Here is a 17,462-nt window from a genome sequence, read left to right on the forward strand (position 1 = left end):
CGAAAGCCCTTCAGGCGCGGCATTTTGGGCGGTATCTTCATGCGTAACGCGTAACCTGTTCACAACGCGCAGACAACTTGGCAATGCCGCACCAATGGCATTTTGCGCCCGCTGGGCCCTGCCCCGAACTTTACGTCGGGCTGGATCGAACGCGTCGATCCAACCACTGGCAAGACCGAACGCCTGCTCGATGTGGTCGACGGGATCTCTCTGACCGGTCCAAATGACATTGTGTTCGATCGAAGCGGCGGTTTCTGGTTCACGGATCACGGAAAAAAATATGAGCGTCATATGGACCTTGGCGCCGTCATTCGGGTGACAGGTGACAAGGCCGAGCAGATGGCCTTCCCTCTTTTGGGCCCCAACGGCATCGGTCTCTCACCAACCGAAGACGAACTATATGTGGCAGAAACCGCGACAGGCCGGGTTTGGGCCCGTCCTGTTGCTGCCGACCGCCAGCTTGAGAAAGGGGATTGGCAATCTCCAACTGGTGGTCGGCTCGTCTGCGGGCTACCAGGCTTTCAACGCTACGACTCTCTGGCGGTTGAGGAAAACGGAACCATCTCGGTGGCCTGCCTCCGCACCGGAGGGATAACGTCAGTGCAGCCAGACGGCACGTTGGTCAGGCGGATAGATCTACCCGATCCATACACGACCAACATCTGTTTCGGTGGTCGGGATATGCGAACCGCCTTCATTACGCTGTCCGGACGTGGTCAACTCATTTCGGTTCGCTGGCCAACTGCGGGCCTCAAACCAAATTTCTGGGATCGTGTATAGCGCGCATGCCGACGTCGCTGAGTTTTGGCTATTCCCCTTTGTCCTGAGGCAGGACCAAGTCACCTTGTGAGCTGGCAAAACTTGGTGGCTATGCGGCGTGCTTTGAAATAGTCAACCTACCGTCCAGTACAGCGGTCCTCGTAAGAGCAACACGATGTGCACCTGGCGGGGACCATCTCATGCGTCGCCTTTTGCCCATTCGAGCGTTTCTGATGTCATCGACGCAACCTTCCACACGAGATGACGCGCTCGCAAGGCCGTTTCGATGCCGATGACCATAATCCACCAGTGCGTTAAGATTACTGGAAAGGTAGGTATAGAGTACATTGCACCGGGCTTTGACACGTTTGGCTGCTCCCTTTAAGTCTTTGGTCTCGGCGCGCAAACGATCGCAGTCAAATGTGAGAACCTTCAGAATTGTACCTGCGGTCATCACTTTGCCAGGCCACAAGTACCACCGCAACGTTTCTGCCGGTTTTTCAAAGAGTCGAGGAAGGTTCTCAAAGCCATTTGCATGGAGAAGTCCTTGCACCGCGTTTTCGATATTGTCACTGTGCCCTTAATTACTGGACGCAGATGCATGTCTGAGACATTTGACCCGAATTTGTGCCCTTAATTCTCGGATATCCACAAGCTAGCGGCGGCTTTTCTCGAGGGTGCGATCCGCACATCGGAGCAACTCCGCACGGTCTGCATTTACACCGAGTTGTTCGATTGCTTTTTTCGCCGCCGCCAGAAAATCGGGTTTCGTTGTGTAGTCGGATTTTCGTGCTGGGAAATAGGCCTTCTGAATTCTGGGATCATCTTTCGCCGGGCTCGGCGAACTGCATGAAAGGTGAACCAGTTGATCCAATAAATTGCGCTGATCAGGGAATGCCATGCGTAGCCTTTCTCCTGTGATAGGATCACGACGCATCGCAATAGATACGGCCACCAATGGTCGCGTCATCAATAGGTGAACAGCAGCGAGCATAGCAGGTTTTGTTGCAAAGATTTGGGCTCGTTGAGTTGTTTCAGCAATCGCTTGTGAGTCAGGTGGCGAGCTCAGCGAACTGCTGAAATGGACAGAGTCCGGGCGTGAGTTGGCCCTTGCGGATCATGTGCGATACTTCGATTCCGTTGAGTGTTGCCACCGCTGAAGCGAAGGCCTTGAACCCCAGCAATGGCCGCGTGCGTCTCTTGATGAAACGGTGGTCCTGTTCCACGATATTGTTCAAGTGTTTCCGCCTCACCTTCTCAAATGGGATCGGGCAGCCAAAGCCTTTGAGCATTTTTTGTTGATGGCCTGGATGCCGGCGGTGTTGGCTCGCTTTTGTCGATCACAATTTTCCTCGGCAATCCATTTGCCTCCAACATCCTAGCGAAAAACTTGGTGGCGGCTGGTTTGTTTCGACGTCGTGAAAGCATGAAATTAAGGGTCTTGCCGTTTTTGTCGACAGCTCGATAGAGGTAAACCCACGCGCCTTTAACTTTGATGTAATTTTCGTCCATTCTCCACGAACGATCACATTGCGCTTTTTGACGGCGCGCTGTTTCAGCGATCGCGTCGGAATATCGTGTAAGCCACCGGTTCAACGTAGCGTGATCGACAGAAATGCCGCTCGGCCATGATTTCTTCCAGGTCTCGATAGGAAACACCGTAGCGGACGTAAAAGAAGACCGCGAACAGGATCACATCCTTCGGATACTGCGCACCTTAGAAAGAAATCATAGACCTGCCTTTTACTGGATAATGCCGTTCGCCACACAGGCGCTAACGCCACGAAGGTCAATGGCCAAAAGTTTGCAACAGATCCGATCACGTCTGTGATCAAAGGTTTCACTTCGGTACTATTAGCGGAAAAGCCCGGCAGGGCTTTCCCTTAGACTGGCCGTCCGTTCAGTAGATGTCGCCGTCTTCGGCCATGAGGATGTTCGTGACGCCTGCATCCTGCATTTCCTTCAAGACACTCAGACGGTCAAAATGCTCGGGGTCATTGTAGTTTTGGACGTGCGTCATGACGATCTGTTTGACGCCACTGTCGTCCTGAACTTTTTTCATGTCCTCTGGAAACATGTGATAGGCACCAATGATCTTCACTTTTTCGTCTTCCGTGTCGCCACCCCAGACCACGAACATGATGTTCTTTCTCGTTATGCTTTCAATGACCAGAACGTCAGCGTCTTTTGCCGCGTTGACAAGACCTTCAGAATAGTGCCCGTCGCCTCCAAAAGCGATTACGCGCCCGTCCGACTTGGACGTGAACCGATAAGCGTAGGTATGATGAAGAAAACCGTGCTCTGTCGGGAATGCTTCGACCGTAACGTTGTCGTCCTCGTAGATTAACCGTCCTTTCGGATCTGTCGATGGCCAGACCGGCACGCCAATTGCAGTTGCCCCGTCGGCTTTCTGGGTTGTCGAGCCCTGGAACATTTCGTTCCTGTCGAGCCGCCAAGCGGCGTTGATATTGGCAATCATCTCGTCAACGCCCGCGGGTCCATATATCTTCTTGTCGGGGCCGGGGCCAAACTTAAACGGACCTGAAATAAACGATGGCAACCCCACCGTGTGATCTTCGTGCAGATGGGTCAGGAACATGTACTTGATGTTCTGAAGATCAAAAACGGTTGCCAGATCCATTGATCCCTGGGAAAGGACGGCCTTTCCGAGTGACCTGAACCAGCCTTCGCCAGCATCTACGAAATATGGAAAACCGTTTATGATCACTGCGTGAGCAGGACCAAAACGGTAGGGATTGGGAGGCGGGTCGCCGGTTCCAAGCGTGATCACTTTGGTTGAGGAATCCGCTGGCGACCGGTCAATCGGCCCACGTGGGAAGTTGGTCGGCCAGTAGGCCGGACTCGTATAGGGTGTTTGGAAATTTTCGGGTTTTACGAAGGGAACGTTCAGATAGTTCTGTTCCGTTTCCGCGGCACCCGCAGCAAGATTTTCCTCATAAGACTGAGACCAGGCGGCGGTACACAACGCGGCGCTGGCTGCAAATGCGAAAGTCGTTCCTAGGACCAGCTTCCGCTGGTAGTTGCCAAGAATTGAAAACATCACTTCCTCCATAATTTCCGTTATTTTTCGTTTGGGCTGCGAACTCGGTTTCCTTGATGTCAGTTGCCTTTTAAAAGTCCTGAATTTTCATCGCGGTTTAGTTGCACACGAGGCCGGGTCCGCAGTTGCAAAGATCGTTCGGGTTATCGAGATTGTCGGCGTTACAATGACGAACTTCGCGACGCTCGTGACGACGGTGCACGCCCGCCACCGAACCGGGGGACATTGGACGACCGAAATGATCAATAAACAACGTGCCCGGACCTGTGGTTTGCGGAATTTTGCCCGAGATCACCTTGACGCCGGGATACGTCATTGTTCCCGACCCGCTCTCTGGGCGTTGCGACAATTCCACGACAACGTCGACGGGCTGCTCGCCGTCCGCAACTATGGTCAGTAAAGCGTTGGGCGGGTCCACGGCAAAGCTGTCGTCGCCTTCGGACACCATGTCCAGAAAGCCCTGTATGCTCAGCACACCCGCATATCGGACCGGCCGGTCGCAAAAGAACGTGATGTTCGGGCTGACATTTTCCATGGTAATCGTGTCACCGGTCATCGACACAGAACCGGCATTGTGCACGAACAGCGCTTTGCATTCTTCGTTGCCACCGTCCTGTGCGTGAACGGCGGACATGAGGCCGATCACGATTGGAAATGCTACGAGAAGCGATTTGCAAGTTTGTTTTGTCATTCCCGTCTCCTTGCGTGCGTGAATTCAGGCCACGGTGTCGGGCAAGCTGCCAGTTTAGGCGATCACCATGTTGCATCATTGATGACCCTGTGCCTTGGATCCGGCCGTGGCCCGGTTGACGTATTCCATCAATTCGAGCCTCAGATCCTCGCAGATCTGTTGAAACTCGACCGCTCGGGCCTGCCCGCGTTCTCGCTGGGCTTCAAAACTGTGGAGCGCTGTCAGCGCCTCGCCGAAATCACGGCAAATGGCCTGGAATTTTGGATCGCTCCGCGTCAAAGACACGATTGTGAATTCATCGTTGGGCGATTGTTTCACCAGTTCCGAACATCCGGCAGCAAGAAAGTCTGTCACTTGCTCCCCCCCGCAAAAAGCCATTGGCCGTCAGTGAGAAAATCTTTCCAGTGTTACATCTGTTCAGACACACCCCGGAGACAACAGACTATCAGCTGAGACCAACAGACCGCAGTAGAGAACATGTTCGGAACGTGTAATAAACATTAAAAATGCTGTAGTTTGAATGTAATGCTGGACGGAACTCGACTTAACCGGATACTGTCTGAATAGAGTGGATGGACCGAAAAAAACCAACATATGCTACATTGGAAAGCGAGATTTCCGAGCGGAAGTCAACGCCGTCTCAGGAGAAGGTGGCAATAATCGAGCAGCTCGCCCGTATGTTCGAAAGCTCTCAGTTTGGCGCAAATGATCGTCGCAGGGCGTTCCTCAAATACATCGTTGAAGAAACACTGGCCGGACGTGCCGATCGGTTGAAGGGGTACTCGATTGGCGTTTCTGTCCTGGGTCGCCCCGAGGATTTCGACGCGACATCTGATCCAGTTGTGCGTTTGGAGGCGCGCCGGTTGCGACGTGAACTGGAGCATTATTATCTCACGGATGGACGCAACGACTCATTGGTGATCACCGTTCCCAAAGGTTCATACGTGCCTTCGTTTGAATTCCGGGATGCGTCCCCGGCACCTGCAAATGCACCGGAACGGAACATCGTGTCCGGAAAGCCAGACTTGCGAGCCCCAAACTGGCTTTTGCTTTCTCTGTTAACACTCTTAATCGCAATCAGTGGATATTTGCTGTTTCAAAGTTTCAGAACCGAGAACCCGTTTACAGATCGGGCAACGACGGGCACTGAATTGTGGGGAGATCTGCCAGTCGTTGCCGTAATGCCCTTCAATCCTTTGGGAAACAGTGCGGTGACTTCCGTGGCGGCTAGGGGGATTGCGGAAGATATCACAACCGACTTGGCACGGGTGCAGGGATTGCGCGTGATCTCGTACGCGTCGACCGCTGGGTTATCCGACACATCCATCGATCTGATTGACGAGGGACGAAAACTGGGTGCGACACATGTTTTGCGAGGGAGCCTACAGTCCATGACAGATGGCTATCGGCTCAACATCGGTCTTGTCGATGTGGACAGCCGAAGCGAAATCTGGGCCAAGCGGTTCGACTACAAAACAACGGACCGGTTCGTTACGCAGACGGAAATTTCGCGAGAGATCAGCGCAACGTTCTCTATCGAACTTTTTCCGGAATTGACTTCGCGGATTGAGGATGCGCGCTGGACGCGCCGGGATGCCAGAATCCTGTATCAGCAGGCGCTGGACATCATTCACCCACCAAGCGACCCATCGAGGTTCGACGCTGCACAAGCCTTGTTGCAGCGTGTGGTGCGGCTGGAACCGGATGCGCCACACGGGCATGCGGGACTAGCGTTTGCGGAATCTCACCGTACTTGGTTTGGACTGGCTCCGAACACGGATGAAATGCGCGATGTGATAAAACAACACGCCGATATCGCGTTGGAAATGGACCCGGCAAACGTTCGTGCGCTTTTGTCGTTGGGCATTCTTGAAATATTGAAAGGTAATCCTCAACCGGCAATCGAATTCGGAGAGCACGCGGTAGAAAAAGAGCCGAGTTCTAGTCTGGCTCAGGCCTATTTGGGAATGTTCCTGTTGTATGCGGGGAAACCGGATCAGGCAATCACGCCGTTGAATCGGTCTCTGAGCCTGGACCCTCTCAATGTCCGGCGGCCCTACAGAAATATACTAGGTGTTTCACTATTCCATGCCGGACAATACCAGGAGAGCGTGAACACGCTGCAAGAGAACCTGGATCTCGGTGGACCGTTTGGCCCACACATGATGGTTTATCAGGCAGCAGGCAATGCTGCGCTCGGGCAATTCGACGAGGAAATGAAAATCCTTCAAGGCCTCTCAGCCATGATCGCCGAAGGTGAGACCTTTCCACTCAGATGGTGGCTGGAAAGGGTGATTTACGATCCGAAAATGATGCAGCCGTTATTGGAAGAGTACGAAAAGGCCAAATCGCTGGCCGACACTCGATAACGACCAGCGGTTACCGGCTCTGATCGAATTAAGAGCACTCGCATTTGTTCAATTTCGCTTGCAATTTTTATACGTCGCAGCCAGGGATCGGTTCCGTTGCAAAGTTTGCGGTTGTTCGGAATCCCGCTTTTGTGCCGACGGGTTAGGCGGCCATTTCTGCGAACTGTAGAAATGGACAGAGTCCGGGAGTGAATTGACCTTTGCGGATTATATGCGCGATTTCGATACCTGAACGGATAATTGAGGCGGGACACAATGGAGAGAGAGGTCTGTATCGAGACTTACCCCGTCCTCTTTAGGAACACGGTTGGCGCGCCACCTTTTGGTCGCCCTACATTTTCGCAGTCAGCGACTTTCTCGGATTTGAAATCGGTACGGTGTTGAGCTTGAGGATGCACTTGCCATAGCAGAGGCAATTGAAATCTGAATACTACGGGCCGCTTTCGTTGGCGGCCCAGAGCCGCCATCCAGCACATGGCACGAATGCTGCGGTTGCAGCCCGTATTCCTGCCGTTCGCTGCGTCCGCGAAATATGCGGTGGGTCGAAGTCACACTGTGCGCTAAAAGCCGACGTTGGCAAACACTCGTCGTACGTCCTCATTCGATGTAAAGCGGACTAGCGCCTTAACATGAACTAATACTGCTTGCCCTATAATTGAGACCCTCATGGATCGCACATGCTAAAATAGATCTCCGAAGAGTAACTTATTGAAATAAATAGCACATTTACTCCTCTCTTACCAATCAGTTGTTGGTAAGGCCACAAAATTGTATAGTGACCTAGCCTACCAACGGGCACTGGCAGAGTGCCGAGGTAGCTGGATTGGGAGGGACAAGATGCAATTGTTTCACACTCTCGTTGCCGCTTTTGGCATGTCGACCCTAGCGCTTGTCGTCCCTGCGAACGCGGAAATCCGTATCGGTACAGGAGCTCCTCTTTCCGGGCAGTATGCGTGGGGTGGAGAACAGTACCGAATAGGTGTCGACTTTGCGCTTCGGAAAATAAATGAAAACGGCGGGGTTTTGGGAGAACAGGTTCGGCTTGTTCTTGGAGACGATGCGGCAGACCCAGATCAGGCTGTCGCTGTTGCCAAAAAATTCGTGAGTGATGATGTTGTCTTCGTCGTCGGCCATTGGTCCTCCGGCGCGTCGATACCGGCGTCGAAAATCTATGACGAAGCGGGAATATTGATGATTTCGCCTTCTGCTACAAACACCAAGTTAACTGATGAAGGCGGGCCTGGAATATTTCGTATTTGCGGTCGGGACGACCGGCAAGGCGCAGTGGTCGGCGACTACATGGCCAAACATTGGCCAGAGAAACGAATATCCATTTTGCACGATGGCGGGGCTTACGGCCAAGGACTTGCCGAAGAGACCAAAAAACGCATCAATGAGCTCGGCTTGACCGAGGTGATGTTCGAAGGTTTTGCAACAGGGGAGGTTAACTATTCCCCCCTCGTTGATCGTATTCGGGCTGCTGAAACTGATATTCTTTTCGTCGGCGGGTATCCTGCCGAAGCGGGTCTTATCCTGCGTGAAGCCAGGGACCAAGGTGATGACCTTCAGTTCGTATCCGGCGACTCCCTTTCAACTGCGGATTATTGGCTGATCACTGGCGATGCCGGTGAGGGAACCATGTTTACCTTTTTTCCGGACCCCCGCTACGATTCCAAAAATGCGGCTCTGGTCGAAGAGTTCCGAAATGGCGGCATCGAGCCGGATGGGTATACGCTATATGCTTACGCCGCTGTCGAGGTTTGGGCGCAAGCGGTGGAAAAAGCCGGAACGCTCGAGCTGGATGTCGTAATTGCCTCTCTGAGAGAAAACGAGTTCGACACCGTTTTGGGGACGCTTCGGTTCGACGAGAATGGCGACATCACGGACCCAGGGTTTTCCTGGTACACGTGGAAAAGAGGGGAGTACGTGCCATTGCAATAGCGCTATGTAATTAGGGGGTAATGACATTTTGCTACCACGCAATGAATATATTGAGGTAATTGGCCGACCGCTCGGGTGCCTACATGTTTGACAGCTTAGGGGTCCGGTGGCGTCTTCTCATAGCCTTTTTTGGGATTAGCGCCTTTGCAGTGCTCGCGGCTGCTGCTGCGGTTTACTCGTTTCTGGCGATCGGAAAGACCATGGATCACATCACGCAGCAACGTGTGCCAGCTGCGCTTGGATCCCTGGAGCTTTCCCGAGAAGCTGACCGGATCGTCGCGGCCGCACCAGCACTGCTGGCTGTGTCTACCGATGCACAACGTACGGAGCTGACCGGGGCAATCAGCGCAGGCGTCGGCAATCTCAATAAAATGGTTGCGGATTTGAAATCCCGGGAATCCGACGATTCCAACCTAGAGGAAATCGAGGCGGCAGTGACGCGCCTTGGAGAAAACCTTTCGGCGCTCGACATTCTGGTGGGCGATAGATTGGCTGTGACTGATCAAAAGAGCGAAATCCTCACCCGTCTGTCGATCACAAACAAAGGGGCGCAGCGGGCACTTACTCCGGGGATCTCGGTCATGGACGCTAAACTGTCTCAATTGCGAAGCGCCATTGATAATCCTGACTTGACCGAAGATGAGCGTGAGGCGGCAATGAATGAGCTGACGCGCAGTGTTGCCGAGGCCTTGCCGCTGCAGAAATTCCAAGTGGAAGTATCCGCGATCAACGACAATCTGATACTAGCGGCATCGGCCCTTTCCCGCGCAGACGTGGACTTGATTGCATTCCCCTTGGAAAAGTCATTGGAGGCGCTCAACCGGCTGTCTGGCCAGTTGCCGACTTTTCAGCGCCGGTTTTTGCTGCCGAGGATAATGGAGTTCGAAGAGCTTGCATTCGGCGACAAAAGCGTTTTGCAAGCGCGCACAGAAGAACTTGACTTGATTGTCAGGGGCGAGGCTTTGATTGCCCAAAATGCAGCGCTGTCTCAACAGTTGACGCAGGCTGTGGACGGCCTGCTTGCGCATGCAAGAGATGACATTGCCAGCGCGAATGCCGAGGCCGGTTCGGTACAGCAAGTCAGCACATATGTTATGATTGCTGTTGTGGTGTTGAGTTTGGTCAGCTCCACACTGATCGTCTGGCGCTATGTAGGACGCAACTTGATCGCGCGACTTACCGGATTAAGCGATAGCATGTTGGCGATCGCAGGTGGAAATTTGCGCGCGCCACTGCCAGCAACCACAGGCAATGACGAAATCGCCCGAATGGCCGAGGCGCTATCCGTATTCCGGGATACGGCAATCGAAATCGAGGAAAACAACCTGCGCGAAATTGAGGTGGCACGTCGCAGGTTAGTTGACGCGATTGAAAATTCTTCGGACGGATTCGCGTTCTATGATGCAAATGAGAAGCTGGTTCTTTGCAATAACCGATACAAGGAACTGCTATATCCAGAGATTGAAGTCACCATAGAGCCAGGAATGTCGTTCGAGTCGATTATTCGCAGTTCGGCCAAAGTCGGACTGATCGTCAATGCGCAGGACAGGATCGAAGAGTGGGTCGAAGAGCGCATCGCCTCGCACAGAAACCCCAAAGAGGCGCTGGTGCAGCAACGGCGCGACGGTCGCTGGATTATGATCAACGAGCGCAAGACCAGCGATGGTGGTACGGTTGCCGTCTACACTGATATCACCGAGCTTAAGCAGCGCGAACGGGATGCAGAGGAAGCAAACCGGGCCAAGAGCCAGTTCCTGGCCAACATGAGCCATGAACTGCGAACGCCCTTGAATGCCGTGATCGGTATCACCGAAATGTTGGAAGAAGATGCCGAAGATCTGGGGCAAGACGATTTCATCGAACCGCTGCAGCGGATTTCGCGGGCGGGAAAGCACCTTCTCGAGCTAATCAACGAGATCCTTGATCTTTCCAAAATCGAAGCGGGCAAACTTGATCTCAACCTAGAGGAATTCGATTTGGTTGCGTTGCTGCAAGACACAGTCGCGACAACGAAGGGTCTTGCGGAAAAGAATGGCAACGTGTTGGAGGCCCACTGCCCGGATGAGCCGGAGAAAATGTTCGCCGACATGACGCGGGTCCGTCAGGTTATTCTGAACCTGTTGAGCAATGCCTGCAAATTCACGGAGAACGGCAAAATTTCCGTCCGCGCCGCCAAGTCCGTGATCGATGACCGTCCCTGGCTGGTTCTGGATGTGTCCGACACAGGGATCGGGCTGACACAAGAACAGATCGGGAAGTTGTTCGAGGACTTTTCTCAGGCGGACAGTTCAACTACGCGCAAATACGGTGGCACTGGCCTGGGACTTTCTATCAGTAGGCGGCTGTGCCAAATGATGGGGGGCGACATTTCTGTTGAAAGCGCAGTTGGCGAAGGTACTACTTTCACTGTCAGGTTGCCGTTCAGGGTCGAAGGTCAATCAGCTGTCCGCATTCCTGACAGAGATCTCAAGCCATCCTTGAAGGATCAGCTAAGCGTATATTCGGGCACAGTCCTTGTGGTTGATGACGACGACACCACACGCGAGTTAATGCGCGTTTTTCTCGCCAAGGAAGGTTTTGATGTTGTTACGGCTGCTGATGGCAAAGAAACTCTGAAACTGGCGCGCAAAATTCGACCGTCAGTAATCACACTAGACGTTTTGATGCCCGCGCCGAACGGCTGGGACGTCCTTGCAGAGCTCAAGGCGGACGAAACCCTAGCCGACATACCTGTTATCATGCTGACAATGTTGGACGAAGCGCGCAAAGGTTATGGGCTTGGCGCCTCAGAGTATATGGTCAAGCCGCTGGACCGGGATAAACTCAGGGAAACGCTGAACCGTTTCCGTCCCAAAGAAGGGGCTCCGCTAGTCCTTCTCGTTGAAGATGATGAAACAACACGCGCATGGTTGAGAGGTTGCTTGATAAACGAAGGGTGGCGCGTAACCGAAGGAGAAAACGGACGCGTTGCTTTGAACTTGATCAACGACGAAACACCGGACTTGATCCTGCTGGACTTGATGATGCCGGAGATGGACGGCTTCGAGTTTCTGGAGGCGTTTCGCACTATTCCTAACCGCAAGAACATTCCGGTGATCGTCATAACGGCTGCAGATCTATCGAACGAAGATCGCTGTCGGCTGACCGATGGCGTTGAGAAAATTCTCGAAAAAAGCTCGATAAGCTGTGACATGCTGCTGGCGGAAGTCGGCGGTTTCGTAAAGCGTGTGACCGGTGAGGGAATTCGGCCATGACCAAAATTCTTTATGTCGAAGATAACGATGACAACATCTTTATGCTGACACGACGGCTGAGCAAAAAAGGGTATGATGTACTAGTCGCTACAGACGGAGCTGCAGGAATAGAAATGGCGCGCACCGAGTTCCCGGCACTTGTCCTCATGGACTTGAACCTTCCGGTTCTGGACGGTTGGGAGGCAACACGGCAGCTTAAAGCTGCTCCAGAAACGGGCAACATTCCTGTTATAGCTCTTTCCGCTTTCGCAATGGCTGGTGATCGGGACCGGGCACTGGACGCTGGTTGCGACGATTATGTGTCGAAGCCAATCGATTTCGATCTGCTCTACCGGAAGATTAGTTCGATCCTGTCCGGCCGATCGATGCCATGAGCCCTGATGCACCTGCAATTCTTGTTGTCGATGACAATGAGGACAATCGGTACACCCTGACAAGACGCCTGAAGCGTGAAGGGTATTCCAACCTTGTTGAAGCCCACGACGGGCATGAAGCGCTGGAAAAACTGTCTCAAAACTCATTCGATTTGGTTCTTCTGGATATCATGATGCCTGGTATGAATGGGTTCGAAGCCTTGGAATGCATGAAATCGGACATGATATTGCGCGACATACCCGTCATCATGATTTCGGCGGTCGACGAAGTTGAAAGCGTCGTTCGTTGCATCGAACTTGGCGCAGAAGACCACTTACCCAAACCCTTCAACGCGGCACTTCTGCGTGCCAGGATTTCTGCCAGTCTTGAAAAAAAACGCCTGAGGGATCAGCAGGAATCGTATCTTCGGCAAATTGAGATTGAGAAAAATCGAGCGGACGAATTGCTTCATGCGACCCTTCCAAACGCTGCCGTTCACGAATTGAAATCGACCAACACGGTGCGACCGAGACGTTTCGAAGATGTGGTGGTTTTGTTTTGCGACGTGGTCGGGTTTACCCAATATTGCGACAGACATGCGCCGGAAGAGGTGGTGTCGCATTTACAGGAAATGGTGAATACATGTGAGCAAATCACCGCACGTCATGGACTAGAAAAAATCAAGACTATAGGTGATGCATACATGGCAACCGCAGGTTTGCTGCACTATGTTGAAAACCCGGCTGACGCGAGCGTAAGCGCAGGACTTGAGATGATTTCAGCAGTCAAAAACCTCGAAGCATCTTGGGATCTGCGTGTTGGAATTCACATCGGGCCAGTAGTAGCCGGCGTTATTGGTAGCAAGCAATTTGTATTCGACCTATGGGGCGACACGGTGAATGTCGCATCTAGAATTGTCGCAGAATCTGAACCCTCTAACGTCCTTGTCAGCGCCCCAGTTTGGCGTCTGATCCAGGGCAGATTCCGTGGCAAGTCGATGGGACAAGTGGAATTGAAAGGAAAGGGAGCACTCGAGTTGGTCCAGTGCAAATGAGGGCGTTCGTCTTGGACAGTCAGAGAATGTTGGCAACGTTCGCTTCCTGCGCAACTTCGACATTCGCCTCGGTTGCAGTATCGGTCGATATGGGCTCAAACCAGCCGATCTCCCTTCTGCGGCTGCCATGTGAGCGTCTTTCAGGCCCTGGTGGCGAGGTCGGCCCGTAGCCGACCTTGGGGTAGAGGGGTGAAACTGGTTGTTTAGCGCACCAAGCTAGGAGACAATAGCAGTGCTGTGATACAAAAGGACTGAACGCTCGGTACAACGCTCCCTGCGCTCATTGTGTCTAATCAGTCTAAGGTCTCAGTACCGAGCTGGTTCAATACGCTTTTTTTAGACAAGAAAGTGTCTCAGGATGATTGAGTTCAGCAGGTCTCCACTTTTAGATAGCGTTGCTGCTTGGCTGATGGGGTGCGGTCTTCGCGATACTAAGGCCGAGGATGTGGTGCAGGGCTTTGGCAACCGTCTGGTTTCCGCTGGTGTCCCTGTAGCTCGGATCAACGTCGGGGGCATGGTCCTGCACCCAATTTTTGGCGCCTTGAATGTGCTTTGGACGGTCCGCGACGACCAAGCCAAGGCCGAACTAACGCCCAGAGACCAGCTTGCGACACCTGGATTCCGCAATACACCTTTTTTCGATCTGGCGCATAACGGCGGTTCCTATAGGCGTTACAAATTGGAGGATGGGTCGGTCGAAACCAGTTTTCCGATCCTGGAAGACCTTCGTTCAGATGGTGCAACGGATTATCTGGTTCAATTTGAAAGCTATCATCGCGATGACGCTAGCCGCTGGTCGGATTTTCCGCCTGGAATGGAGGGCGTTATGATGTCGATTTCCACACGACGTATCGGCGGATTTAGCGACTCTGAAATCAACTATATCCGAGCACTCATGCCTGCCCTTGCGCTGGTTATAAAAAACGCTCAATCGCGCATTCTTGCGCAAGGTCTCATGGATGCCTACCTAGGAAGCTACTCTGGAAACCGTGTCCTGGATGGCGTAATCGAGCGCGGTGATGGAGGGGCAATCGACTGCATTTTGTTTTATTGCGACCTTAGAAACTCCAGTCGGATGGCAGAAGACATGCCATTGAATAGATATCTTGCGTTAATTAACGACTATTTTGATTGCACGGCCGGGGCAGTAGAAGATCACGGCGGTGAAATCCTTAAATTTATCGGCGACGCGGTTATGGCAATCTTCCCGGTGGACGAAAAGTCGAGGCCGGCAGTCGACATGAGCCGTGCCGCATTGTCTTCAGTGTTGGAGTGCTTAGCTCGCGCGAGGGAAAAAAACATCATCTGGCAAAAGCACGGCGGCAGAATTGAATTTGGAATTGCCTTACATCGGGGTTCCGTAATGTATGGAAACGTCGGCACGGAACGTCGGCTGGATTTCACCACGATTGGCCCTGCAGTAAACCAAGTTAATCGGCTTGAGGGTCTGTGTAAGTCTCTAAAAACACCGTTGGTAATGTCCTCGGAATTCGCAGCGGATGTTGCAACGCGACTTGAGCCCTTGGGGCGACACCAGTTAGCAGGTATGTCACAATCAACACAGGTATTTACACTCCCAGAGTTCGCACCACCGGTCGATAAAAGTAGCTCAATCAATCGATCCAAATGAACGATTTATTTGATCTTAAGTTAGTCATTTCGGTTTTCTGCAACAAATTATGAACGACTGCTTTATCCCGCAACGCCGACATTTGCTGTGCACGCGAATCCGCAAGCCGACTGAAAGAGCAAGTTGCGGGACAAAGTTGACATTGCCTTCCGAAAAACGAATGACCACTTTTCGGCTAATCATTTTTATCGGGAAAGGCCCTCGCGAGTTAGGCAATGGTTCGCCTCGCAATAGGCTTGTCGCTGTCGACTGCCCGTACCCAATGGTTAATGTGCGGCACTTTCGTTCAAACGATGCAACGGCATAGCCCTGTGAGCAGTTCGTTGTTACTCTCCAAGGCAGCGCCATTCAGCGACGACTATTGATGCTATGCGGCACCCGCACATCACCCTTAGATGCACCGCCATAGGAGAGGAAACGCTATGAGATCAATGCTTTTGGCTTCCGCAGCGCTTCTTTGCGCAGCACCATCGTTTGCGCAAGAAATCTCACCACAGGAAAGCCAAACAGCAATTGGCGCTCCGGAATACTCCCCCTACTTACACCAAGCGAACCCTCGCCAAGTCTATTGGGGTGACACGCATCTGCACACATCCTACTCGACGGACGCTGGTATGATCGGCAACCGGCTTGGCCCGGACGACGCATTGCGTTTCGCAAAAGGCGAGATGGTCGTTGCGTCATTTGGCGAGCGCGCAAGGCTGGTAAGGCCACTGGATTTCCTGGTTATCGCCGATCACGCGGAGAACCTCGGACTGGCTCTTTTGATCGAGGAATCCAATGCCGATTTGCTGCGGATACCTTTTGGCCGGGAAGTCCACGATCTTGTCAAGGCCGGTGATCCCTGGGGCGCCTATGCCAGATGGGGAGAGGAAGGCATCGCGACAGGAACCGACCTGCTGCCTAACCCCAAACTGGTTGGTAGCATGTGGGACCGGATAGTAGAAGACGTCGACAATCACAACGAGCCGGGTGTCTTCACGGCATTCCATGGATTCGAATGGACCTCTTCGCCGGACGCCAGAAACTTGCACCGTGTTGTCGTCTTCCGCGATGGCGCGGAAGAGGCCAGGCAGGTCATTCCGTTCTCTACCTTTGACAGCACCGATCCCGAAGACCTTTGGGACTATCTGGAGCGCTACGAGGAACTGACAGGCGGTCAAGCGCTCGCCATTCCGCATAACGGCAATCTTTCCAACGGCCTTATGTTCGCCGTGGAGCGCATGAACGGCGAACCGATAGACGCAGACTACGCCGCACGGCGTATGCGGTGGGAACCCCTTTATGAGGTGACCCAGATAAAGGGGGATGGAGAGGCGCACCCGCTCCTGTCGCCAAATGACGAGTTTGCCGACTACTACAACTGGGACAAGGGAGATTTTGGCTTCAATGCCAAAATCCCGGAGATGCTGGAGTTCGAATATGCGCGTTCCGCACTCAAGGTCGGACTTGAGCAACAGTCCCAGCTCGGCGTGAACCCGTTCAAATTCGGTATGGTTGGCGCAACAGATAGCCACACATCCTTGTCCACGACACGAGAGGAAAACTATTTCGGCAAGTTTTCGGGGGTTGAACCGGGGACGGAAGAAGAGCGGTACAAAGATGTGGTCGTTACGGACAGGCGCGAAGGCAATGACGGTTCTATTACAATCCGCCATTGGGAGTCCCTCGCATCCGGCCTTCAAGGGGTCTGGGCTCGCGAAAACACCCGTGAAGCGCTATGGGACGCCATGGCGCGCAAGGAAACTTATGCGACGACAGGTACGCGGATATCCGTTCGCGTCTTTGGCGGATGGGATTTCGAACCAGCTGACGTACATCTGCCGGATTTCGGCAATCAGGGATACATTCGCGGCGTCCCGATGGGCGGCGACCTGATCGCAGCAGCCGATGGTGCCGCGCCTCGGTTTGTCATCAGGGCGCTTCGCGACCCGGACGGTGCAAATCTCGACCGCGTCCAGATTGTCAAAGCCTGGCTCGACGACAATGGGGATGCGCAAGAGCGTGTCTTCGAGGTCGCGTGGGCGGGCGATCGGGCTGTCGATGCTGATGGGAAGCTGGACCCCATTGGCTCAACCGTTGACGTTGAGAACGCCACCTACACCAATGATATTGGTCGGGCGTACCTGGCAGGCCACTGGGAGGATCCGGACTTCGATCCTGCGCAGCCCGCGTTTTACTACGTTCGCGTTCTCGAAATCCCGACGCCAACCTGGCTGGCCTATGACCGCGTCCGTTTGGGGGCAGACGTGCCTGAAGAAGGACTTTTGATCCATCAGGAGCGGGCCTACACCTCACCCATTTGGTATACACCGGGCTGACATCTGTTCGTTCTTGGGTGGAAGTTGG

The 17,462-nt window shown here is 53.3% G+C and carries 13 protein-coding genes and 2 pseudogenes; 8 read left to right on the top strand and 7 right to left on the bottom strand.

The window, feature by feature from the left end:
- The coding region (locus AC2TDA_RS22335) for a hypothetical protein (RefSeq protein WP_480881325.1) at positions 1 to 291 on the bottom strand (291 nt) is incomplete at its 3' end.
- On the opposite strand from AC2TDA_RS22335, the gene AC2TDA_RS22340 reads away from it, so the two are divergent.
- Positions 193 to 780, top strand: a complete 588-nt coding sequence (locus AC2TDA_RS22340; protein WP_480881323.1) for an SMP-30/gluconolactonase/LRE family protein — start codon at positions 193 to 195, stop codon at positions 778 to 780. The genes AC2TDA_RS22335 and AC2TDA_RS22340 overlap by 99 nt on opposite strands.
- A gap of 88 nt (positions 781 to 868) precedes the next feature.
- On the opposite strand, the pseudogene AC2TDA_RS22345 reads toward AC2TDA_RS22340, so the two are convergent.
- The 6 genes and pseudogenes from AC2TDA_RS22345 to AC2TDA_RS22370 form a co-directional block, all read right to left on the bottom strand.
- Positions 869 to 1,327 (bottom strand): annotated as a pseudogene (locus AC2TDA_RS22345) (ISKra4 family transposase); the annotation flags it as partial.
- 87 nt (positions 1,328 to 1,414) lie between these two features.
- Positions 1,415 to 1,660, bottom strand: a complete 246-nt coding sequence (locus AC2TDA_RS22350) for a hypothetical protein (protein WP_480881289.1) — start codon at positions 1,658 to 1,660, stop codon at positions 1,415 to 1,417.
- 151 nt (positions 1,661 to 1,811) lie between these two features.
- Positions 1,812 to 2,455: pseudogene (locus tag AC2TDA_RS22355) on the bottom strand (IS6 family transposase).
- Between the two features lie 204 nt (positions 2,456 to 2,659).
- Positions 2,660 to 3,820, bottom strand: a complete 1,161-nt coding sequence (locus tag AC2TDA_RS22360) for an MBL fold metallo-hydrolase (protein ID WP_480881291.1) — start codon at positions 3,818 to 3,820, stop codon at positions 2,660 to 2,662.
- A gap of 97 nt (positions 3,821 to 3,917) precedes the next feature.
- Positions 3,918 to 4,511, bottom strand: a complete 594-nt coding sequence (locus tag AC2TDA_RS22365) for a hypothetical protein (protein WP_480850944.1) — start codon at positions 4,509 to 4,511, stop codon at positions 3,918 to 3,920.
- Positions 4,512 to 4,586: 75 nt separating this feature from the next.
- On the bottom strand, positions 4,587 to 4,865 hold the full coding sequence (locus AC2TDA_RS22370) for a hypothetical protein (protein WP_480881292.1): 279 nt from the start codon (positions 4,863 to 4,865) through the stop codon (positions 4,587 to 4,589).
- 218 nt (positions 4,866 to 5,083) lie between these two features.
- Here AC2TDA_RS22370 and AC2TDA_RS22375 point away from each other — a divergent pair, with 218 nt between their 5' ends.
- The 7 genes from AC2TDA_RS22375 to AC2TDA_RS22405 all read left to right on the top strand — a co-directional run bounded on the left by AC2TDA_RS22375 (position 5,084) and on the right by AC2TDA_RS22405 (position 17,434).
- The gene (locus tag AC2TDA_RS22375; RefSeq protein ID WP_480881294.1) at positions 5,084 to 6,880 is read left to right on the top strand and encodes a tetratricopeptide repeat protein; all 1,797 of its coding nucleotides are present in this window, start codon (positions 5,084 to 5,086) and stop codon (positions 6,878 to 6,880) included.
- An 837-nt stretch (positions 6,881 to 7,717) separates the two neighbouring features.
- On the top strand, positions 7,718 to 8,821 hold the full coding sequence (locus tag AC2TDA_RS22380) for a branched-chain amino acid ABC transporter substrate-binding protein (protein ID WP_480881295.1): 1,104 nt from the start codon (positions 7,718 to 7,720) through the stop codon (positions 8,819 to 8,821).
- Positions 8,822 to 8,904: 83 nt separating this feature from the next.
- A complete protein-coding gene (locus tag AC2TDA_RS22385; protein ID WP_480881297.1) occupies positions 8,905 to 12,075 on the top strand; it encodes a response regulator in 3,171 nt (1,056 codons plus the stop codon).
- Entirely contained in the window at positions 12,072 to 12,449 is a 378-nt protein-coding gene (locus tag AC2TDA_RS22390) for a response regulator (RefSeq protein ID WP_480850934.1), read from the top strand. Before AC2TDA_RS22385 ends, AC2TDA_RS22390 begins: the two co-directional genes overlap by 4 nt.
- Positions 12,446 to 13,483 (top strand): adenylate/guanylate cyclase domain-containing protein, encoded by a 1,038-nt coding sequence (locus AC2TDA_RS22395; protein ID WP_480881298.1) that lies wholly within the window; start codon positions 12,446 to 12,448, stop codon positions 13,481 to 13,483. The genes AC2TDA_RS22390 and AC2TDA_RS22395 overlap by 4 nt, the downstream gene beginning before the upstream one ends.
- Before the next feature lie 358 nt (positions 13,484 to 13,841).
- Complete coding sequence (locus tag AC2TDA_RS22400; RefSeq protein WP_480881300.1) at positions 13,842 to 15,113, top strand: adenylate/guanylate cyclase domain-containing protein; 1,272 nt, start codon at positions 13,842 to 13,844, stop codon at positions 15,111 to 15,113.
- Between the two features lie 422 nt (positions 15,114 to 15,535).
- Entirely contained in the window at positions 15,536 to 17,434 is a 1,899-nt protein-coding gene (locus AC2TDA_RS22405; protein ID WP_480881302.1) for a DUF3604 domain-containing protein, read from the top strand.
- The last annotated feature ends 28 nt before the right edge of the window (positions 17,435 to 17,462 follow it).

The sequence above is a fragment of the Ruegeria sp. HKCCD6426 genome (assembly GCF_057221115.1).